Source organism: Algoriphagus sp. (genome assembly GCF_024642405.1).
Taxonomy (GTDB): domain Bacteria; phylum Bacteroidota; class Bacteroidia; order Cytophagales; family Cyclobacteriaceae; genus Algoriphagus.
The window spans coordinates 1-22,470 of sequence record NZ_JAHEBC010000035.1 but is presented as its reverse complement, the minus strand read 5'-3'; the positions used below and the strand labels follow the sequence as shown (position 1 = coordinate 22,470).

The 22,470-nt window shown below is 37.0% G+C and carries 16 protein-coding genes and 2 pseudogenes; 10 read left to right on the top strand and 8 right to left on the bottom strand.

Translation table 11 applies throughout. From position 1 onward, the window contains the following. Positions 1–356, top strand: a pseudogene (locus Q0L68_RS04850) (hypothetical protein); the annotation flags it as partial. Positions 357–575: 219 nt separating this feature from the next. On the opposite strand, the gene Q0L68_RS04845 reads toward Q0L68_RS04850, so the two are convergent. The 3 genes from Q0L68_RS04845 to Q0L68_RS04835 all read right to left on the bottom strand — a co-directional run bounded on the left by Q0L68_RS04845 (position 576) and on the right by Q0L68_RS04835 (position 3,484). Beyond that, positions 576–2,147, bottom strand: coding sequence for an Rne/Rng family ribonuclease (locus Q0L68_RS04845; protein ID WP_296700131.1), 1,572 nt, complete (start codon positions 2,145–2,147; stop codon positions 576–578). A gap of 181 nt (positions 2,148–2,328) precedes the next feature. After that, on the bottom strand, positions 2,329–3,156 hold the full coding sequence (locus Q0L68_RS04840) for a tetratricopeptide repeat protein (RefSeq protein WP_296700129.1): 828 nt from the start codon (positions 3,154–3,156) through the stop codon (positions 2,329–2,331). A gap of 19 nt (positions 3,157–3,175) precedes the next feature. Next, positions 3,176–3,484: an HU family DNA-binding protein gene (locus tag Q0L68_RS04835; RefSeq protein ID WP_074225800.1), complete on the bottom strand. Its 309-nt coding sequence runs from the start codon at positions 3,482–3,484 to the stop codon at positions 3,176–3,178. A 145-nt stretch (positions 3,485–3,629) separates the two neighbouring features. Here Q0L68_RS04835 and mutY point away from each other — a divergent pair, with 145 nt between their 5' ends. The 5 genes and pseudogenes from mutY to Q0L68_RS04810 all read left to right on the top strand — a co-directional run bounded on the left by mutY (position 3,630) and on the right by Q0L68_RS04810 (position 12,959). Continuing rightward, the gene (mutY, locus tag Q0L68_RS04830) at positions 3,630–4,697 is read left to right on the top strand and encodes an A/G-specific adenine glycosylase (protein ID WP_296700121.1); all 1,068 of its coding nucleotides are present in this window, start codon (positions 3,630–3,632) and stop codon (positions 4,695–4,697) included. Between the two features lie 45 nt (positions 4,698–4,742). Further along, positions 4,743–5,198 (top strand): single-stranded DNA-binding protein, encoded by a 456-nt coding sequence (locus tag Q0L68_RS04825; RefSeq protein WP_296700118.1) that lies wholly within the window; start codon positions 4,743–4,745, stop codon positions 5,196–5,198. 69 nt (positions 5,199–5,267) lie between these two features. Further along, positions 5,268–6,617 carry a gliding motility-associated protein GldE gene (gene gldE / locus Q0L68_RS04820; protein ID WP_296700115.1) on the top strand — a complete coding sequence of 450 codons (1,350 nt, stop codon included), beginning with the start codon at positions 5,268–5,270 and terminating at the stop codon, positions 6,615–6,617. Positions 6,618–7,014: 397 nt separating this feature from the next. Next, the gene (gene gltB, locus Q0L68_RS04815; protein ID WP_296700114.1) at positions 7,015–11,505 is read left to right on the top strand and encodes a glutamate synthase large subunit; all 4,491 of its coding nucleotides are present in this window, start codon (positions 7,015–7,017) and stop codon (positions 11,503–11,505) included. Position 11,506: 1 nt separating this feature from the next. Beyond that, positions 11,507–12,959: pseudogene (locus tag Q0L68_RS04810) on the top strand (glutamate synthase subunit beta). Between the two features lie 92 nt (positions 12,960–13,051). Here the strand turns inward: Q0L68_RS04810 and Q0L68_RS04805 are convergent. Both Q0L68_RS04805 and Q0L68_RS04800 read right to left on the bottom strand, forming a co-directional pair. Further along, positions 13,052–13,483, bottom strand: coding sequence for a DUF4890 domain-containing protein (locus tag Q0L68_RS04805; protein WP_296700111.1), 432 nt, complete (start codon positions 13,481–13,483; stop codon positions 13,052–13,054). Positions 13,484–13,571: 88 nt separating this feature from the next. Beyond that, positions 13,572–14,903, bottom strand: coding sequence for an NAD(P)/FAD-dependent oxidoreductase (locus Q0L68_RS04800; RefSeq protein ID WP_296700109.1), 1,332 nt, complete (start codon positions 14,901–14,903; stop codon positions 13,572–13,574). 144 nt (positions 14,904–15,047) lie between these two features. On the opposite strand from Q0L68_RS04800, the gene Q0L68_RS04795 reads away from it, so the two are divergent. Next, positions 15,048–15,755 carry a YebC/PmpR family DNA-binding transcriptional regulator gene (locus tag Q0L68_RS04795; protein WP_296700107.1) on the top strand — a complete coding sequence of 236 codons (708 nt, stop codon included), beginning with the start codon at positions 15,048–15,050 and terminating at the stop codon, positions 15,753–15,755. A gap of 26 nt (positions 15,756–15,781) precedes the next feature. Beyond that, positions 15,782–16,348: an inosine/xanthosine triphosphatase gene (gene yjjX, locus Q0L68_RS04790; protein WP_296700105.1), complete on the top strand. Its 567-nt coding sequence runs from the start codon at positions 15,782–15,784 to the stop codon at positions 16,346–16,348. Between the two features lie 195 nt (positions 16,349–16,543). Here yjjX and Q0L68_RS04785 read toward each other — a convergent pair whose 3' ends face one another. Further along, positions 16,544–17,527, bottom strand: coding sequence for an NTPase (locus tag Q0L68_RS04785; protein WP_296700102.1), 984 nt, complete (start codon positions 17,525–17,527; stop codon positions 16,544–16,546). A 70-nt stretch (positions 17,528–17,597) separates the two neighbouring features. Here Q0L68_RS04785 and Q0L68_RS04780 point away from each other — a divergent pair, with 70 nt between their 5' ends. Next, on the top strand, positions 17,598–18,521 hold the full coding sequence (locus tag Q0L68_RS04780; RefSeq protein WP_296700100.1) for a M28 family peptidase: 924 nt from the start codon (positions 17,598–17,600) through the stop codon (positions 18,519–18,521). A 70-nt stretch (positions 18,522–18,591) separates the two neighbouring features. Then, on the top strand, positions 18,592–20,370 hold the full coding sequence (locus Q0L68_RS04775) for a chloride channel protein (RefSeq protein WP_296700098.1): 1,779 nt from the start codon (positions 18,592–18,594) through the stop codon (positions 20,368–20,370). A 449-nt stretch (positions 20,371–20,819) separates the two neighbouring features. On the opposite strand, the gene mtgA is transcribed toward Q0L68_RS04775, so the two are convergent. Together mtgA and Q0L68_RS04765 are read right to left on the bottom strand one after the other, a co-directional pair. Then, on the bottom strand, positions 20,820–21,515 hold the full coding sequence (gene mtgA / locus Q0L68_RS04770) for a monofunctional biosynthetic peptidoglycan transglycosylase (RefSeq protein WP_296700096.1): 696 nt from the start codon (positions 21,513–21,515) through the stop codon (positions 20,820–20,822). Between the two features lie 4 nt (positions 21,516–21,519). Continuing rightward, positions 21,520–22,314: a class I SAM-dependent methyltransferase gene (locus Q0L68_RS04765; protein ID WP_296700094.1), complete on the bottom strand. Its 795-nt coding sequence runs from the start codon at positions 22,312–22,314 to the stop codon at positions 21,520–21,522. Positions 22,315–22,470 lie beyond the last annotated feature (156 nt).

Sequence of the window (22,470 nt, the reverse complement as noted above, 5' to 3'; positions counted from 1 at the left end):
AGTTTTTAGTAGGAAAAACTGAACAAAGAGGTGAATACACCGCATTCCTTCCAAATTATAACAGCAGTAAATATACATGGGTAGATTATGATCCTAGGTCTCAAGTATATCTTCGAGAAGCGGTGGTTGTCGCCGATACCGAAAAAACCCTGGAAGAAGGTAAATTGCCACTCTCAAAATTAGTGGTCTTAGACAAGGAATTTAAAAAAATTGGAGAAGTAGTTTTACCATTTCCTACCCGTGGATTTTCAACTCCCAGAGGCTATTATTTATATATTGGATACCCTCAGTCCGAAGATGAAGTGGCCTATGTTAGATTGGATTTCTCGAAATTAATAGCAAAAAAGAATGAATAATTAATAGATAAATAATATTTATTATGATTATCCGCAATGATGCCAGTCACCTTAAATTCTTTGCTTATCTGGTCGGAAGACCGATGACCGAAGACCGAAGCAGCCTAAAATTTACAGTTGAGCTTATTTTGTATTGCATTAGTCTCCTTACTGGTAGAATTGCGGATATACACAATATTTATTAATACTTCAAGATTTACAAAGCAAAAAAAAGCGAGACTATTCAGTCTCGCTTTTTACTTGAAGTTCTATTTCCTCTCCAGATTCATCTTGGAATCTGTATTCCGTCACAGGCAGGGAAGAATCTTTGATCAGTTTAATCCATTTGTTATACTTGAAAAACCACTTTACTCTTCGGCTTAAAATTCCGGTAGTAAAGTATGCGTGCAGGTAGGGATGCAGCCCGATGTGGATGTTAGCCACATTTTGGATAGTTGCAATATGCTCCAGATCTTTTTCCAGCTTATCGGCAATCAGGATAGATGCCTGAATTTTGCCGGTTCCATTACAAGCTGGACAGGTTTCTTTGGTAACAATATTTACTTCCGGCCTTACTCTTTGCCGAGTGATTTGCATGAGCCCAAATTTGCTCAGCGGCAAAATAGTATGCTTAGACCTGTCAAACCTCAGCTCCTCTTTCATTGCTTCATAGATAACCTTTTTATTTTCGGCCTTTCTCATGTCTATGAAGTCAACTACGATAATGCCTCCCATATCCCGGAGACGTAGCTGTCTGGCAATTTCTTTCGCAGCGACCAGATTGGTTTTTAAAGCTGTTGATTCCTGGTCACTTTCCTGGTTGGATTTGTTACCACTATTCACATCAATGACATGTAGTGCTTCGGTATGTTCAATAATAACATAGCCACCCTGGGGAAGGCTTACCGTTTGTCCAAACAGGCTTTTGATCTGTTTCTCTATTCCAAAATTTTCAAATAGCTTAGCTTTACCATTGTAAAGCTTGACAATTTTTTCTTTTTCAGGCGCTATAGACCTGATGTAGGATCTGATCTGATCGTAAGTTGATTCTTCTTCTACGGTGATTGCATCGAAGGATTCATTGAGGAGGTCTCTCACGAGTGAGGAAGCCATACTCATCTCTCCTATTACCTTGTCACGGCTTTTGGCTTTCATTAACTTCTGCATCCCTTCTTCCCAGTTCTTGAGAAGATTTCGAAGGTCTTTGTCTAATTCGGTGACAGACTGACCTTCTGCCACAGTGCGAATGATCACACCAAAGTTGGCAGGTTTAATAGAAGTGATGAGCCTCAAAAGGCGTTTTCTCTCGTCATTACTTCTTATCTTTTTAGAAACATTTACTGAATCTGAAAAGGGAACTAATACGAGATAACGACCTGGTAGAGAGAGCTCGCAGGATAGTCGGGGTCCTTTTGTGGAGATGGGTTCTTTGACGACCTGAACCAACACTTGATTATTTTTTGACAGGATGTTGGAAATTTTCCCAATCTTGTCTATTTCAGGGTCGTTTTCAAAACCCTTCAACATGTAATTGCTATAGTTGTTGTTGCGTACCATTTTGGTAAACTTCATCAGGCTGTTGAAATTTGGGCCTAAGTCCTGGTAATGAAGAAAGGCATCTTTCTCATAACCTACATCAATGAAAGCTGCGTTAAGCCCATTGACGATTTTTCGTACCGTACCCAAATAAATATCCCCAACCTTGAATTGATTTTCCATTCCTTCGGAATGCAATTCAACTAAGCTTTTATCTTGAAGGAGTGCAATTCGACTACCACTTTGAGCAGAATCAATTAATAATTCCGTACTCAAAATCGTGTCTAATAAATATGTAAATGAACGTGTTTAATAAAACAGACATAAGAAGAAGTGTATTACTTCTTCTTATGTCTGTTTTTTCTAAGTCTCTTTTTACGCTTGTGCGTAGCGATCTTATGTCTTTTTCTTTTCTTACCGCAAGGCATAGTTTTTAGAATTTAAGTGATAAAATAATTTATAGCCTGTCAAGATAGCCTTGGATACTACTAAGGATCATCTCATCCCCAGTCATTTCCTTAACTGCCTCAAACTGAGCTTTTGCTTTATTCTTTAGATTGGCTTCAAAATAGCTTACTCCAAGATAAAACTGACCTTGAAGATTTTGAGGATGATATTGAATCAATTCCTCAAATCGCTCCGCAGCTCGCTTATATTGACCTGATTGAATCGCCAAGATACCCATATTAAACAAAGCATCCTCATTTTGAGGGTCTTGTTCGAGAATTTCTCGAAGCATCGTAATGCCTTGCATAGGGTTTGTTGAAGAAACATAAGTCATGGCGACTTTGGTTTTCAAATCCAATCGGGTGGGATCTTTTTCCAACACCTGATTTAAATACTTTCGGGTTTGTTCAGAAGTGTAAGCAACCTTATCGGCATCTAAAGCAAAGGTATAAGCCTCATAGAATGAATCTCCAGCCTTTTCCGCTAAAGCCAAATTATTGCTTTCCTCTGCTGCTAGTCCGAAATAAAATCCAGCACTGTCAAATTTACCCAATTCCTGATAAATAGAACCTAGAGAATCAAGAATTGCTACCTGATATTCTCCGGAATTGCCATCATTTAATTTACCTCTAAGAGAAGTAACTAAATCCATTTGATCAGGTGACAACTCAGCCTCATGCATAGCTACCGAATTAGACTCTGAAGTTTCTGCTCCCGCATTATCCTGGGATATTGCATCGACTTCTCCTTCATTATCTACCACTACACTCGGCAAAGCATATAAGCCTGCTATTGTAATGATTCCCACTATGATGAGAATGAGCTGAGTTTTTTTCATGTCAAATCATCTTCTCAGATTAATCCTGAGGAGCCAATTCTTTAATTTTCTTACTGTTTTTAATCTTCTCTACAAACACTTTAGAAGGCTTGAAAGCCGGAATGTAGTGCTCATCAATTACGATAGCTGTATTCTTGGAGATATTACGAGCAATTTTTTTGGCTCTCTTCTTATTAATGAAGCTACCAAATCCTCTTACGTAAATGTTTTCTCCCTCAGACATAGAATCTTTTACTACCTTAAAGAAGGCCTCTACAGCCTGTGTAACATCATCCTTCTGGATTCCTGTTTTGTCTGAAATCTTAGTGATTACTTCTGCTTTTGTCACAGTAAATTAAATTTAGAAATTATGAAATAAGCTTAACAACCTATTAACCAAGTGTTTTTGGGACTGCAAATGTACGAGAACCTAGGCAATTAAAAAACAAAATGGCAAAAATTAGCTTGATTTGTATAATAGAATTTTATTATCAATGAATCGTAAATATACTGACTTACAGGCATTTTCGTATCAAATCTTATTTTGGTATCGCTCAAATCCTAGAGAATTACCTTGGAGAGGAACCAAAAATCCATACAAAATCTGGCTTTCTGAGATTATTCTCCAGCAAACTCGTGTCGCACAGGGAACCCCTTATTTTCACAAATTTGTTAACAATTACCCAACAATCCATGATCTGGCAAATGCTCCTGAAGAAGAAGTATTAAGACTTTGGCAAGGTTTGGGCTATTATAGCAGAGCCAGAAACCTGCACGCATGTGCCAAATATGTTTGTTTTGAATTGGGCGGAAAATTTCCAGAAACTTATGAAGGGCTCCTCAAGCTTAAAGGAGTGGGAAGCTACACAGCCTCAGCAATTGCAAGTTTTGCTTTTGGTCAGGCCAAAGCAGTAGTAGATGGCAATGTATTTAGAGTATTGGCGAGATATTTTGGTATTGAAACTGACATAGCCAGTTCTCCGGCTAAAAAAGAGTTTGAGGCTTTAGCGGATCAAATCATTCCAAAAAACTCTCCAGATGAATATAATCAGGCCATCATGGATTTCGGGTCAAGACAATGCACTCCATTGAGTCCTGACTGTTCAAACTGCCCCCTACAATCAAATTGCTTTGCTTTTAATAATAATATGGTGAAAGATCTTCCTGTTAAAATCAATAAGACAAAGATCACTGAAAGAAATCTTCATTATTATATAATCAAATGTGGAAAAGAATGGGTTTGGAAAAAAAGAGGATCAGGAGATATTTGGGAAGGTTTGTTTGATTTTCCGGTAAAGGAAAGTGATAAATCTATGAAACTCCCAAATTTGGATTTAATGGAGGGAGAAGAAACTCATTTGTTTGAGAAAAAATACCGACATATTCTGTCACATCAGAGGCTAAACGCAACTTTTTCAGAGGTTGAAATTCCTGCCAATAAATATGATAAACTATCGAAATGGTGTAATGAAGAGGGTTATATACTCGTGAATGAAGATGAAATAGACTATTTAGCAAAACCCAAATTGATCATAAATTTTTTGACTGATCAGGGTATTTGAGTAACTTCAATTTTCACTTTTTGAATTATTTAATCATCAAAAATTATGGCAGGAGTAAACAAAGTAATATTAATTGGAAATCTAGGAGCTGATCCAGAAGTAAAGTATCTTGAGGGAGATAATGTCGTTGCAAACTTAAGTTTAGCGACAACTGAAGCATATAAAGATCGAAGTGGTAATCGAGTAGAGCAAACTGAATGGCATGATCTCGAACTGTGGGGACAGCAAGCCAAAGTTGCAGAACAATATCTCAAGAAAGGCAGTCAAATTTATGTAGAGGGAAAAATTAAATCCGATAAATGGACTGATGAACAAGGACAGAATAGAAAAAAAATAAGAATTCGGGTTTTGAGTTTCACCATGCTCGGAGGCAAACCCGAAGGATCTTTTCCTTCAGCACCACAATCAAATAATCCTCAATCCAAACCATCCCCAGCACCCATGCCATCCGGAAGTGATAAAATGGTGATGGATGATGGTGATGATGATCTTCCATTTTAATTCAAGTCCTCTGAAAGTTATTTTCGGAGGATTTTTTTTTACTTTTGTAGCAAACATTTTCGTTTATCCATGGACGACCCCTATCCGAGTTATCATTTACTCGCTCAGATCAGCGAACTAAGTGCAAGTTATCTGATCTTTAATAGTTTACTTTTTGTATTATTATTGATAGGCTCAGCTCTAGTTTCAGGTTCAGAAGTAGCATTTTTTTCCCTTTCTAATGATGACCTAGACTCCCTCCAATTAGACCAATCCAGCAATGCCAAAAAAGTGATTCATTTGGTAGAAATGCCAAAAAATCTACTTAGTACAATACTTATACTCAATAATCTAATCAATATTGGTATTGTCACTTTGACCACATTTGTTTCCTGGTCGATTTTTGGAATGAATGCAACAGGGATAATTATCATTCTTGTTCAGACTATTGGAGTAACTTTTGCAATTGTCTTTTTTGGAGAGATCGTACCAAAAGTTTATGCTTCGAAAGCCAGTATGCAATTCAGCCTAATCATGGCTCCAAGTATTAGTTTTTTTAGTACTGTTCTCAAGCCAATATCTCTCTTTCTAATGGCCATGAGTAACCTAATCGAGAAAAATATTCAAAAAAGAGGATATTCTCTTTCAGTAAATGAGCTAAATCAGGCATTGGAGATGACTACTGAAGACACTCCTGAGGAAGAAAGAGACATTTTGAAAGGAATCGTAAATTTTGGAACACTTACAGTAAAGCAAGTCATGCGAAGCCGAATGGATATTACTGCAATTGATGAAGAAATGGATTTCCATGAATTAATGGACAAAATAAATAAGAGTGGTTATTCTAGAATCCCTGTTTTTCAAGAGACAATAGATAATATCTCCGGAATTCTTTATATCAAAGATTTGCTTCCTTTTATCGAACGGGATGAAACATTTGCCTGGAAAGACTTAATAAGGAAAAGCTTCTTTGTGCCAGAAAATAAAAAAGTAGATACTTTATTAAAAGACTTTCAATTAAAGAGAGTTCATATGGCTATCGTGGTAGATGAATATGGAGGGACTTCAGGATTGGTAACTTTAGAAGACTTAATAGAAGAAATCATCGGAGAAATCAATGATGAATTTGATGACACAGATGACATTTTCTTTCAGGAACTGGATCCAAATACATTCATTTTTGAAGGAAAGGTTTCTTTGAATGATTTTTGTAAAAAACTAGAGTTAGACTCTCAGCTATTTGAGGAGGTAAAAGGTGAAAATGAATCATTGGGAGGACTTCTCTTGGAATTGAATTCCAAACTTCCAAAGAATGGAACCAAGATAAAATTCGAGGATTTTGAATTTACAATCCTGGCCGTTGATGCACGGAAAATCAAAAAAATAAAAGTTCACCTTCTTGGAAACGAAAAAGACCTTCCCGGTCCCTACACTGACTGATAAATACAGTTAAACTTTTGATTTTTAGTTTTTTATTTCTTTCAGAATATTATTCTGTGAATTTACCATATCATTTCTGAGTGAAAAGGTGATTTTAAATATTTCCAAAAAAAAATTAATGTTATTTCAAAATTTTATTTTAAAAACCATTTTTTACCAAATTCACATTATTTATCTCGAATACTGGCCTCATTTTACCCTTCTTTATTAATAAACAACAATTTTTTGAAAAAATGATGATTTTATTAAACCCATAACTTTTTTGCGAAATAATCAATAAAGTCAATTTTCATAAAAAATTAGGCATTTAGAACGGCGGTTTATTGCCTAAATTTTAATGAAAGAAATTTTTTCTGTATTTTTTGGAAATTTTGAACCTATTAAAATCTAGAAAATAATGCAAAAAGGGTTATATCGATCGGAGTTTGAGCATGACTCCTGCGGTATTGGTGCGGTTGTCGACCTGACAGGAGTCCCTTCCCATGAGACAATTAGCGATGCCTTATATATGCTTAGCAATATGGAGCATCGTGGCGGCAGGGGATCCGATCCTAAAACAGGAGATGGAGCAGGTGTGCTGATTCAGGTACCGCATCAATTCTTAAAAGATATTACAGCAAGGTCAGAGATTAATCTTCCTGAAGCCGGATATTATGGCGTGGGGATGACTTTTTTTCCAAAAAACAAACAGCTGTTTCATAAATCTAAGGAACTTCTTAATCAGATTATTGAGGAGTTAGATTTTGATTTGATTGGTTATCGACAAGTGCCTGTTGACGAAACAGTCCCAGGTTCAGGTGCCTTGGAGGTTATGCCAATCATTGAGCAGCTATTTGTTAAACATAAAAAAGGCCTTACTGGAATTGACCTGGAGAGGAAGCTATACTTATTAAGAAATTATTCCACTTCGGAAATCAATTCTAAGATTCCAGGAGTAAATAATTCATTCTACTTTGCGAGTCTAAGCAGCAATACAATTATATATAAGGGGCAATTAAGAACAGACCAGGTTTTAGCCTTCTATAAAGATTTGCAAAACAGCAAGATTGAATCTGCTTTTGCCATTGTCCATTCTAGATTCTCTACTAATACCTTCCCTAACTGGAGATTAGCACAGCCTTTCAGATTCCTTTCACATAATGGTGAAATCAATACCATCAGAGGTAATGTCACCAAAATGAAGTCGAAAGAAACTTTAATGAAAACGAAGTTTTATTCGGATGAGGAACTGAAAAAACTACTTCCAATTACCAATAGTCAAAATTCTGATTCTGCGAATTTGGATGCAATGGTGGAATTACTTACTCTCACTGGAAGGTCATTACCACATGCCATGATGATGCTTGTTCCTGAAGCTTGGCAAGATAATGAGGTTATGGATCGGGATAGAAAGGCATTCTATAAATTCCACGCTTCATTAGTGGAGCCTTGGGATGGGCCTGCTGCTTTGTTATTCACCGATGGAAAATCAGTAGGAGCAACGCTTGACCGAAACGGTTTGAGACCACTGAGATATTTTATCACTAAGGATAAAAGACTGATTCTTTCTTCCGAGGCCGGTGCTTTACCAATTAGGGAAGCCACTATCGAAGAAAAAGGTCGAATTAGCCCTGGAAGGATGCTTTGGGCTGATTTAGAAAAACAAAAAGTTCTATTTGACGAGGAAGTAAAAGGGGAAATATGTAATAGGCAACCGTATGAAAAATGGGTAGCAGACCAGAGAATCAAGCTTCGTCTAGTACCTGATCCTGAGCATCTGACATACCCATATAATTCAAAGGATCTTAAAAAGTGCCAAACAGTATTTGGCTATACTTCTGAAGAACTCAAGGTAGTACTTGCCCCTATGGGAAATACCGCGTATGAAGCAATTGGCTCCATGGGTGCGGATACCCCTTTGGCGGTCCTTTCCAAGGAGAGTCAACATATCTCCAATTATTTCAAACAGCTTTTTGCTCAAGTAAGTAATCCGCCAATCGATCCCATTAGAGAACGCTTGGTCATGTCTTTATTTACTAGAATAGGAGAAGGTCATAATATTTTGGAAGAAAGTCCAAGACATACCAGACAGATTCATATTTCTCAGCCCGTTTTATTAAATAGTGATTTGGATAAAATCCAAAACATGGAGCACTTAGGCTATAGAAGTCAAAAAATCTATGCTCACTTTAATACCGATCATCAGCCTGGAAGATTACTGGAAGCCTTGGAAAAGCTGTGTTTGGAAGCCGAAAAAGCAATTAAAGACAGCAAGAATATTCTTATTATTTCGGATAGAAATAGCTCCGAGGATTGGGCTCCTATCCCATCTTTATTAGCAATCGGGGCTGTTCACCATCATTTGGTAAAGAATAACATCCGAACAAAGGCTGGTTTAGTTTTAGAATCCGGTGATATTCGGGAAACTCATCATTTTGCGACAGCAATAGGATATGGGGCATCTGCTATTAACCCATATATGGCTCTGGAGTCACTTTTAGAAATGTTTGAAAAAGGACGACTTCCGAAAGTAATGGATAGAGAAAAAGTATTCTCTAATTATCAGGAAGCTATAGGGAAAGGATTATTAAAAGTTCTTTCCAAAATGGGAATCTCTACTCTTCAATCTTATCAAAGTGCACAGATTTTTGAAGCACTTGGATTAGGTCCTGAAGTTATTGACAGATGCTTCAAGGGAACTATTTCTAGAATCTCTGGAATATCTTTTGACGATCTGGCAGAAGAAGTACTTATACGTCATAGAGCTGCCTATGGAACAAAAAGTCCGGTTCTTGAAACTGGGGGTGTTTACCAATGGAAAAGGAGGGGCGAAAAACACCTTTTCAATCCGGAAACAATCCATTTACTTCAAAAATCAACACGGCTCAATGATTTTGGACTTTATAAAAAGTTTGCAAATAAAATAAATGAACAGTCAAAAGATGCGCTCACTTTAAGAGGTCTTTTCGAATTCAAAAAAAGAATAACCGTACCAATTGACGAGGTCGAACCAGCTTCCAGTATTATGCGGAGGTTTGCAACTGGCGCTATGTCATTTGGCTCTATTTCTCATGAAGCCCATTCTACCTTGGCAATAGCAATGAATAGAATCGGGGGGAAAAGTAATTCAGGAGAAGGAGGAGAGGATGAAATGCGTTTTGCAAAAAAAGAAAATGGGGATTGGGAACGTTCAGCTATTAAGCAAGTAGCTTCGGGAAGATTTGGAGTTACCAGCAACTATCTAACTAACGCAGCTGAACTTCAAATTAAAATGGCTCAAGGAGCTAAACCAGGCGAAGGCGGACAACTCCCAGGCCATAAGGTTGATGACTGGATCGGAAGAGTAAGACATTCTACTCCAGGAGTAGGTCTTATTTCACCACCTCCACATCATGATATTTATTCTATTGAAGATCTTGCCCAACTGATTTACGATTTAAAAAATGCGAATAGAAAAGCAAGAATAAATGTAAAACTTGTATCTCAGGCGGGAGTTGGAACTGTAGCTGCCGGAGTTGCTAAAGCAATGGCAGATGTAATCTTGATTTCAGGTGCAGATGGCGGTACCGGCGCATCACCTCTGAGTTCTATTAGACATGCAGGCTTACCTTGGGAACTTGGTCTATCTGAAGCACATCAAACATTGGTTAAAAATAATCTTAGAAGTAGGGTTACGCTCCAAACAGATGGTCAGCTGAGAACAGGTCGGGATTTGGCTATTGCCACTTTACTTGGCGCTGAAGAATGGGGTATTTCTACAGCTGCGTTGGTTGTGGAAGGTTGTATCATGATGAGAAAATGCCATTTGAATACTTGTCCTGTAGGTATTGCTACTCAAAACGAAGAATTGAGAAAGCTGTTTACTGGGGATCCTGATCATGTAGTTAACTATTTCAATTTCCTGGTTCAGGATTTACGCGAGATCATGGCATCTCTTGGGTTCAGAACCATTGACGAAATGGTTGGACAAAGCCATATTTTACAGTCAACGGGCCATTTGAATCACTGGAAATGGGATAAAGTAGATCTTACTCCAATTTTCCATAGAGTGGAAGTACCGGATCATGTAGGTATTCATAAGCAAATTGATCAGGATTTTGAACTGAAAAGAGTTTTAGATAGACAATTGATTAAAGCTGCCCACCCTTCATTGGAACAGGCTGTTCCATCAACTGGGAACTTTCAAATCAAGAATACAGATCGATCAGTGGGGGCAATGCTTTCCAATGAAATTTCAAAAATATTTGGTAGCGTGGGATTACCGGAAGACACCATTCAGTTCAAATTCACAGGTTCTGCTGGTCAAACCTTTGGAGCTTTCTTGACTAAGGGAGTGGATTTCGAATTAGAAGGAGAAGCAAATGATTACTTCGGTAAAGGTCTTTCTGGTGGAAAATTAATCGTGTACCCAAGCCGAAATTCAAAATTTAATCCTGAAGAAAATATCATCATCGGAAACGTTGCATTTTATGGCGCCACCTCTGGAGAAGCTTATATTAATGGAAAAGGTGGGGAAAGATTTTGTGTGAGAAACTCAGGTGTTAAAGCTGTAATAGAAGGTATCGGTGATCATGGTTGTGAATATATGACCGGCGGATTGGTTATTAACGTTGGTGAAATCGGAAGAAACTTCGCAGCCGGCATGAGTGGAGGTATCGCTTATATTTTAAAAGAATATATCACAGAAGTTAATCCCGAGTTAGTAGATATAGATCTTCTAGAAGAAGAGGATTTTGCTACTATTAAAGCTTATCTCAAGCGACATGTCAAATTAACTGAAAGTGAATTAGGCATTAAATTCCTGGATGACTGGGATCATTCTAAAGAAAAATTTATCAAAGTAATCCCGAGAGATTACAAAGCTGTTTTGCAAAAAAGAGCTTCAGAACAATCTAAATTATTGGTGTAAGATGGGAGCGACAGAAGGTTTTTTACAATTCAAGAGAGAAACGCCTCAAACAAGAGACCCAAAAGAAAGGGTAGGCGACTATAAAGAAATATATCAGCCATTTTCTAATGAACAATTAAATCATCAAGCTGCAAGGTGCATGGACTGTGGGGTTCCGTTTTGTCATAGCGGATGTCCTTTGGGAAATGTGATTCCAGAGTTTAATGAAGCCGTTTACAATGAAGAATGGGAACAGGCTATCAATATCCTGAAAAGCACAAATAACTTTCCGGAGTTTACAGGCAGAATCTGTCCGGCTCCTTGTGAGGCAAGCTGCGTTTTGGGTATCAACAAAGATCCTGTAACAATTGAATTGATTGAAAAAAATATTGCTGAGAAAGCTTATGAATTAGATCTGATAAAGCCGAATCCGCCTGAAAAAAGGACAGGTAAGCAAGTAGCTGTTATCGGTTCCGGACCTGCTGGATTAGCGGCTGCTGATCAGTTGAATCAAGCTGGTCATGAAGTTACTATTTTTGAAAAAGACCATAAACCAGGAGGCTTGCTACGATATGGGATCCCCGATTTCAAATTAGAAAAATGGGTCATAGACAGACGGATCGATTTGATGAAAGAAGAAGGAGTGATCTTTACCTGCTCAACAGAAGTTGGTTTTAATATCAAAGCTGAAAATATCCTTCGAAATTTTGATGCTATTGTTATTTGTACGGGTGCAGGTCAGCCTAGGTCCTTGAGAATCAATGGAGATAATCTGAAAGGGGTACATTTCGCCATGGAATTTCTTGGGAATCAAAATAAAGTTATCAATGGAGAATTGGAAGAAAATCCTATCTCCGCAAAAGACAAACATGTTTTTGTAATCGGAGGAGGAGATACGGGTAGTGATTGTATCGGAACCTCCAACAGACATGGTGCGGCATCTATTACTCAACTGGAATTATTGCCTAAACCTCCAAAGCAAAGAATAACACTTAATCCTTGGCCTGAATGGCCGATGACTTTAAGAACTTCAAGTTCTCATGAAGAAGGTTCTGAGAGAATGTTTTCAATCCTTACAAAAGAGTTTTTGGGAAATGAAAATGGAGAAGTTACTGGATTAAAACTGGTTGATATCGAATGGAAGGAAAGTGGAGGTCGGATGACCTTTGAGGAACTTGAAGGTACAGAAAGGATCGCTCCATGTGATTTAGCATTGATTGCAATCGGATTTACCGGTCCAGCTAAAGATGGTCTTTTAGAAGCTTTTGGGGTGGAGACTATGGAAAACACCCTTCCAAAATCAAAAAATTATCAGAGCACAAATTCCAAGGTTTTCCTTGCCGGGGATATGCGCTATTTCAGAAGGTAGAGAAGCTGCTGTTAAAGTAGATGAATTCCTAATGGGTAGTTCATCTCTGCCACAGAAAGATGAATCATTCTTTCAGGTAGAGGAAGAAATCGCAGGTATTGATTGAGTTTAAAAACTCATTTTACCAATAGAATCCCTGTTTAGTTGACAACCCTGCGAAACAGAAAGCCATCCGCTTCGGCAGATGGCTTTCCTATTTTAGTTTCCTCCTTTTCTATGAGGCATATCACCTCTTTCTCTTATTTCTCCCCCTGGTCTTCTCCCTCTTCTGTCTCTTTGTGATTCTTTTAATTCTACCCATTTAGCTCTTTGCTCTTCAGTCAAAACTTCTTTGATTGCTTCATCTTGTGCCTTCATCTCTTCTCTCATCATTTTCATTTCTTCTCTTCTTGCCTCCATCTCAGCTTTTCTTGCTTCCATCTCAGCCTCTCTCTTCTTGGCATTTTCAAGATTGATCGCTAAAATTTGTGCTTTCTGGGCATCCGATAATTCCAGCTTTTCAGCCATCATCTCTGTTTGTTTCTGAGCTCTTTCTTCAGCCGTTGGTCTTTCTTTGGTTTTAGTTTCCTGTGCGAAAGCAGTGATTCCGGTCATAAAAACCAAAAGCATTGCGATAGTTAAATTTTTCATCTTTTTATGGTTTGTTTGTCTTTTAGACCTTCCTAAACTCAGGAAGTTTAATCCACTTTTTGAATTCCTTGTTAACAAACCTTAAATCCTATTTTTCCTCGATTAACTCTTTCCGCTCACTTGCCCTCACATATTTAGGTTTAATCAGAAGCCTCAAACTTGGATCAAAGCTCAAGTAATTCCAAGCCCAATCCATGAAGATGAACATCTTATTTTTTACTCCCAAGATCGCCATTAAATGGACAAACAGCCAGGTAAGCCAAGCTATCATTCCCTGAAATTTAATAAAAGGCAAATCCACAACTGCAAGCTTTCTACCTACCGTTGCCATAGAGCCTAAATCCTTATAATGGAAAGGTGCCATCTCTTTTCCCTGAACATAATTAATTAGGTTCTTTCCCAGGTTTTCAGCTTGCTGCAAAGCAACTTGAGCAACTTGAGGATGTCCTTTAGGGTAGTTTTCTTCTCTCAACAAAGCAACATCCCCAAGAACAAAAATCCCATCTTCACCTGTTACCTTGTTAAACTCATCCACATAAATTCGCCCATTCGGGGCAAAATGTTCATTTCCCAAGCCTTCAATAAAATTTGGTTTAATGCCAGCAGCCCATAATAAAGTATGAGTACTTATAGAATCTTTTCCTTCTAATTTTACTTCCTCTCCATTATAATCATGAACTTTCGTGTCGAGCAAGACATCCACTCCCAACCCTTGCAAATATTTTAAAGAATGTTCCTGAGATTCCTTTGACATAGCAGCAAGAAGATTAGGTCCTGCTTCTATAAGCACTACTTTCATATTACTGAAATTCAGCTCTGGGTAGTCTTTAGGAAAAACATTATTTCTCAATTCTGCCATTGCTCCTGCTAGTTCCACCCCTGTTGGACCCCCACCAACGATTACCACATTCATCAAAGACTTTCTGTCTTCTTGTTTCTCGATATTTATGGCTCTTTCATAATTGGAAATAATCTTATTTCGAATATAAAGTGCCTCCGAAACAGTTTTCATCGGTACAGAATTATATTCTATGGATTTATTTCCAAAATAATTGGTATCAGCACCCATTGCCAAAACCAGATAGTCATAGTCTATATAACCAATATCTGAAAAAAGCCTTTTTCTTTTCGAATCAAACGAATGAACCTCAGCCATTCTAAAAATGGTGTTAGGAGTATTATGAAAGATCTTTCTTAAAGGAAAAGAAATAGCACTTGGCTCCAAGCCAGCCGTTGCCACTTGATAAAATAAGGGCTGAAACTGATGATAGTTATTTTTATCCAGTAAAATTACCTGATAAGGGCCTTTGATTAGTTTTCGGGCGAGTTTTAATCCACCAAATCCTCCTCCTACAATTACAACTTTTGGAAGATTAGATTCTGGTATGTTTGGAATTGGTTTTTGTGCGGGAAGTAACATGTGCTAAGGCTTTCCTAATCGTACGGAATTGAATGATGGTAAGACATAATTTGAGAGTCTTTTTCCATTTTCTTCTTTGCCTTTCTTCCGATTAGCCCATAGATCAAAAGATTTATTATTTTTACCCTCCAAATAAAGTTAACTATGGGAAGAGCATTTGAATTCAGAAAAGAAAGAAAATTCAAGCGTTGGGATAAAATGTCTAAGGTCTTTACGCGTCTGGGGAAAGAAATAGTGATGGCCGTAAAATCAGGTGGTCCAGACCCAGCATCTAATCCCAGACTAAGAACTATCATCCAAAATGCCAAGGGTGCGCAGATGCCCAAAGACAGAATAGAAGCAGCAATTAAGCGGGCGTCAAATAAGGATGAAAAGGATTATGAAGAAGTGGTTTATGAAGGTTACGGACCCTTTGGAATTGCAGTAATAGCGGAAACCTCTACCGATAATATTAACCGGACTGTTGCAAATATCCGGTCTTATTTCACAAAGGCTGGAGGCTCGTTAGGTACTTCAGGTTCTGTAAGTTTTATGTTTGACCATAAAGCTGTTTTCCGGTTTGCCCAAGATGATTTGGACATGGAAGAATTAGAACTGGAATTAATTGATTATGGTCTTTCCGAAATCGATGAAAATGAAGGAGAATTATTTGTTTACACTGAATTTGCTGACTTTGGGACCATGCAAAAAGCATTGGAAGAAAGAGGAATTGAGGTAATAAGTGCTGATTTTCAACGATTTCCTACTACCCTTACAGAACTGACAGAAGAGCAAGAAGAAATTATAAACAAAATGATTGAAAAGATGGAAGAGGATGATGATATCAATCAAGTATTTACAAACATGGCCTAGGCAATAGTCTAGGCTTTTTTATATGTATGAAATTCCCAAAAAGAGAAAATTTTCAGGATTCTGAAAAACAGTTAATTATTGTTGGAAGTAAAAATCCTGTCAAAATAAATTGTACTGAAACAGCCTTTTCAGAAGCATTTTCAAGATCGTTTTTAGTAAATGGAGTAAATGCCTCCTCAGGAGTCTCTGACCAGCCTAATGGTAGCGATGAGACTTTTTTAGGGGCTAAAAACAGAGCCCAAAATGCTAAAAAAACTTTTCCTGAAGCAGATTTTTGGGTGGGTATCGAAGGCGGAATTGAAGAAGACGAACATGGAATGTTCGCTTATGCCTGGATCTACATAGAAGACAGAAAAAATAGGTCAAGCCAGTCCAAAACAGGTACCTTTTATATCCCAGAGAAAGTTAGAAAATTGATTAAAAACGGTATGGAATTAGGAAAAGCTGATGATCTAATTTTTGAAAAAGAAAACTCCAAACAAGAAGGTGGTTCAGTAGGCATTCTGACTCATGGTGTCGTTGACAGAAAGGCTTATTATTCCCAAGCAATTATCCTAGCATTAATCCCTTTTCTAAATAAAAATCTTTATTAAATAGATTTAAATGATTAAAAATATTTATTAAAGTCATCTAGTTAGAAAATTATTTGGTATTAATAGGATATTTCGTTTTTATTCACTTTTTTCAAGCAGTAAATGTAGTTACATAAAATCCTGAGAAAATATTCAATTTAAGTTGTTTCAATCACCCGTAATTTTGACGCAACGGTAGGCCTCCTTTTAGGAGGTTTATTTTTTTAGGTTTCTCAAAAAATTTCTAAGTGCAACTCTCCAATCTGGATCAGCATCCCACTCAGGGCCTAAATATAATTCATTTCGAACTATCAACTTAATATAATACTTCACGACCGTTCTATTGGCAGATTGACCTGTTGGAACTTCCAGACCCATACTTTTCATCATATCGGATTCTCTAGCTTCAACTTTAACCAATAAAAACTGAACTCTATCCCTTATTAATTCTTCATCCGTTTTTGGTTCTGTTAACCATTCCGTATCAAAGAGATATTCTTCCTTTAATATTTGCTCAATTCCAGACTTTTGAGCCTCTTGTTCTGCCAAAATAGTAGCTTGAGATTTACCATACATATCATACCTGAAATAACTGATTAGCCCTGTTTCAGCAGCGGAACCTTCAATGGGTATCCCAAGCTTAAATACTTCTAAATTTAAAGGGTTCGTTTGCAAAAATTTTTGACTAGTAGAATTTTCCGTTTGGTTAATACTCGGAAATTCAGGAACATCAATCACTAAAAGATTTCTTGTTTTATTTGTATCTCCAATTGCTGAAAATTGATCTGCTGTAGATTGATAATCAGAGCCACTAATTCCGAAAACGCTGATAGATGGAATCATTTCAAAATCGCCTGTGAAAGGAGCCACATGAATAGAGGTATTAGTCTTTTGTCGAGTGATAAAAATTATATTCTTAACCAAACGACTAGAAAAGGCACTTGCATAATCGGATTGGACAACTTCTGAAATTGCCACCTGCTCTAATTCAAAATATGCAACAGGGTCTCCACCGGCATCGACAATAGCAGAATGAATACTATCCGCTAAAACCTCCCAAGACATGGCGGGCCTTGCACCTGGGTCATTAGAGACCAGAACCACAGATTTACCATTAAAAAACGTCTCAGGCAAAGCCCCTTGACCAAAACTTAAATGGTTAAAAACAAAAACAAATACTACCGGTAGAATATATTTCATTCGAAGGAATAGGTGAAGTCCTTTTGCTTAGTAATTTTACGAATATACATAACGCAAAATATTTTCATAGATGCATACACTTTTGAAATCAGTTCTGAATTTATCCTTGATCTTTCTTTGTTCTGCATCATTGGCCCAACAAGTTGATAAAAAAACGCTTTTAGACAATATTGAATTTCTATCTTCGGACGATTTTAAAGGAAGAAGAACAGGAGGAGAAGAGAATCTTAGAGCCAGAAATTACTTAAAGGATCAGTTCATAGAATTAGGATTAAAATCTCACTATCGAAATCACGAACAACTTTTTTCTTTTGAGGGAAGAAGAGATAATGAAAAATATGAAGGTGCAAATGTAGAAGGCTTCATTGGTGGAAATACATCCCGAAAATTGTTTGTAATCACCGCACATTTTGATCATGTTGGAATTGGCCGGGCTGTGGAAGGTGATTCCATTTATAACGGCGCAGATGATAATGCCTCTGGAACTGCTGCGCTTTTAGCATTGGCAGAATATTTTTCCAAAAACAGGCCGGAACACAGCTTTATTTTTGTTGCACTCGATGGAGAAGAAATGGGGCTTCAAGGAGCCAAAGCTTTAATTAGAGATTTCCCTTTCCCGCTGGAAACTATTGTATTAAACATTAACATGGATATGATTTCCAGAAATGATAAGGGAGAACTTTATGCTTCAGGAACTTATCAAAATCCCCAGCTAAAGCCAATTCTAGAATCAGCTGTTTCCGGTCAGATTCCAAAATTGGTCTTCGGACATGATTTACCAAATACAGGTTCGGATGATTGGAGTAATTCTTCTGACCACGGAGCTTTCTTAGAAAAAGGTATTCCCCATATCTATTTTGGAGTAGAAGATCATCCTGATTATCATAAGCCAAGTGATGAGTATAAAAACATTCAGCCTGATTTTTATTTTGATGCGGTAAATCTGATTCTTAAATGTATTCTAACTTTAGATAAGGAATTATTGAAAGAATAAGCTTAATCCTTCGAATTGCCTGAAAGGATGCGTAATTTGTAGGCTATATCATTCATTCCCCAATTGAATTTTGCCAAAAACAGACTTCATTACTAAACTTTTAATCTGGCGCCTCAGACACCTGAGCAATCAATCTTTTATAATTATCTTAAGTGGTATTATTGGGATTTTATCAGGATTGGCAGCTGTAATTCTTAAAAGTGGAGTTCATGCAATTCAAGAATTTTTAACTGAAGATTTCTATAACGAATATGCCAATTTTCTTTACATTCTTTACCCCTTAATAGGGATAACGGCGGCCTTTCTAGTCGGTAAATATATTTTTAAGGATGTAGGTGGACATGGTATACCTGACGTGCTTTTTATTATATCAAAAAAGCAAAGCCTAATTCCTAGAATTAAGATGTACAGTCGGCTATTTACCTCTGCATTAACAGTTGGTTTTGGAGGATCTGTGGGACTTGAAGCACCAATGGTAGTCACAGGATCAGCTATCGGTTCAAATACGGGCCTTTTAATGCATCTAAATGCTAAAAAGAGAACTCTTCTGATTGGATGTGGTGCAGCAGCTGCAATTTCAGCAATATTTGGTGCACCCATAGGTGCAGTAATTTTTGCAATTGAAGTAATATTATTGGAAGTAAGCAGTGCAAGTTTCATCCCTTTATTAATTGCATCAGTGATGGGTTCCCTTACTTCAATGATCTTAATAGGCAAGGACTCCATCTTTAATTTCAAGTTTGATGAAACATTCCAAGCCGCTCATATGCCTTATTACTTACTTTTAGGTATTATTTGTGGCCTAGTTTCACTTTATTTCAGCAGAGCTGTAAGAAGAACTGAAATGGCATTAGAGGGCCTAGAGAGTCAGACGATGAGAATGCTTTATGGTGGCGCTTTTCTTGGGTTTATGGTATTCTTTTTCCCACCAATTTATGGAGAGGGTTATTCCACACTAAATCAACTAATCGATGGTAAGTCGGCTGAAATTTTAAATCGGAGCCCGTTTTTTTCAGTGATTGAAAACCCTTATATGATTATTATCTTTTTAGTATTAATCATTTTGGTAAAACCAATCGCAGCTGCTTTAACGATAGGTAGCGGAGGTAGCGGAGGTATTTTTGCGCCCTCTTTGTATGTTGGGGGAATTGTAGGTTTTGTTTTTGCCTATTCTAAAAATCTATTTGGTTTCCATATTCCATTGCCATTAGCATCTTTTACGTTAGTAGCTATGTGCGGCGTCATGAGCGGTGTTCAACATTCTCCACTATCGGCAATATTCCTAATCGCAGAGATCACGGGAGGATATGAATTATTCATTCCTTTGATGTTTGTCTCTGCCATTGCATTTACTACCACCACCTATTATCAAAAAGACAGTCTTTACTCTATGCAGTTAAAAGATAAAGGGAAGTTTTTGCATGAATCCAAAGACCAAGAACTATTGGAATTAATAGACATAACTCATGTCATAGAGCGGGATTTACTTCCCGTTCATCCCGATGCTAAATTGAGGGATTTAACAAGTCTTGTAAAGGTCTCCAAAAGAAATATTTTTCCAGTAGTAGACGAGAAAAAAACTTTGAGAGGGATTATAACACTGGATGACATTAGAGATATAATGTTTGATCCAGAACAACAGGATTCTGTTTATATCCGTGATTTGATGCACAGTCCTCCGGAAATTCTATTGGCTACTGAAAATATGCAAAAAGCAATGGAGAAATTTGAAAGTTCTGGCGCATGGAATCTTCCAGTAATCGAAAATGGGGAATATTTAGGCTTCGTTTCAAAATCAAGAATTTTTAATGCATATCGCAAAAGATTGATTAGACAAAAGCAAGATTAAACAACTTTAGAATAAAATTTGGAATCTTAATTTATCCACTTTTTCATGTACCCCAAAAGCATACTTTTTTCAAGTTAGCTACTTTTATCCACAAAATTAGGTTTCTTTAAATCACTTTATCTTCCTGTTTATCAATGTTTTAAATATAATAAATAGAAAAGTGTGGATAAATTATTGAAAATGTGGATAAAATTTTCTTGCAAATAACAATCATTAAATACGGCCAACTGAGGCCATTTTTCCTAATCTCATTAACAAATTAGGTGGCCAGGCAAAGGCTAAAATTTTTGCATAAATAGCTACTCAAATAGAATAATATTCTGTAAGATGATTTTTTCTAAAGCAATTTGAAAATACTTGAATAGTTCATAACCATAAAAATATTGGTCAATGAAAATAAAGCATAAAAAAATTACAATTTTAACAGAGGCAATACAAAAATCCATTCTTTATTTCCCAAAGCCTATGGGAGCTAAATTATTCATTTGTTTCAATATCCAAGCTTGTCTTCCCAGAATATAAGGAGTAGGTCTCTTTGGGTTCCAACGGTTAGGATTCGGTAATACTGCTGCTATCATAGCAGCTTCATTTCGGTTCAACTTACTCGCAGGTTTATTATAATAATTCTGAGCGGCTGATTCAATTCCATAAATCCCGGGACCCATTTCTATTACATTTAGGTAAACCTCAAGAATCCTTTCTTTAGGCCAAATTATTTCGATTAAAACTGTAAAATAAGCTTCCAACCCCTTTCTTATATAGCTTCGGTCTGGCCATAAAAATACATTCTTAACAGTCTGTTGTGTAATTGTACTAGCACCTTTGATATTCTTGCCTTGTTTATTTCCTTCCCATGCCTTTTTCATGGCATCAAAATCAAAACCAAAATGATCTAAAAATTTTTGATCCTCAGCTGCAACAACTGCCTGAGGGGCATTTTTAGAAATTTCAACCATTGGAACCCAATCTTTAGATAATCGAACCTTTTTTTCAGAATCAAAGGTTTGCTCAAAGAGGCGAATAACCATCAAAGGGGTAATAGGGACGGGAACAAACCTATAAAGAACCGTTAAGCCAACCGAAAGAATTAAAAACCACATAGCAGTTTTCAAAACAAACCTCCAAATCTTCTTAAGTAACTTCATCTAATTATATCCTTGCATTTGCCTGCACAAATTGATAAGAAAAAATCGCATTTTCATCTGAGGCTATTGTCTCTATATCCTTTTCCATTGCATCAACTTCCTCTTTTGTAATCCAACCTACCTCTAACATTGCTGCAGCTCCACTTTTCATCAAACCCTTCCAATAGGTAGTAATCTTTTTCAATGATTCAGAATCATGTTGAGATAAATGAAATCCTCCTTTAAATAATTCAATCTCTTTAAATCCGGCCTGACTCAACATATTTCCAAGTTTTGCTCCAACATCAGGATCTCCCTTTAAAGAACGATGAAAGTTATTATACTTGTCATAATAATTAGAAAGGCCTTCCAATGGGGGCTGAAAATAAAATGAGCTATTGAAAACTTCTGTTATCCAAACCTTCGCTCCAGGTTCAAGATGTTCATTTAACTTTTCTAGGACTAATTGAGAATTGGGAATATGCTCTAGAACCCAGCAGAGGAAAGCACCGTCAAATTTGTTTGCCAAATCCAAGTTTCTGGCATCTTGAACATGAAAAGAAAGCCTTGATTCATAAGATTGCAAGTTATTTTTTGCCTTTTCAATTTGTCTAGGTTCTGCATCGACACAGGTAATCTCTATTTCAGGAAAAAGTGACAAAAGCACTTGTGTCTGGGCTCCTACGCCACTACCAATTTCAAGAATATTCTTACATCCATCAAAATCAATTCTAGGATATATCAGTGGGCCTAAAAGCCCTGCTTGTTCTAAGAGCCTTTCTTGCTCTTCGGGTACATATCCATGAATATAAGATGTCATTTGCTATAGAATATTTACCCGAAATTATTAATAAATCAGAGAGGAATCTTCTTCCTGATATTTTAATTTATGATTATCCGCAATGATGCCAGTCACTTTAAATTCTTTGCTTATCTGGTCGGAAGACCGATGACCGAAGACCGAAGCAGCCTAAAA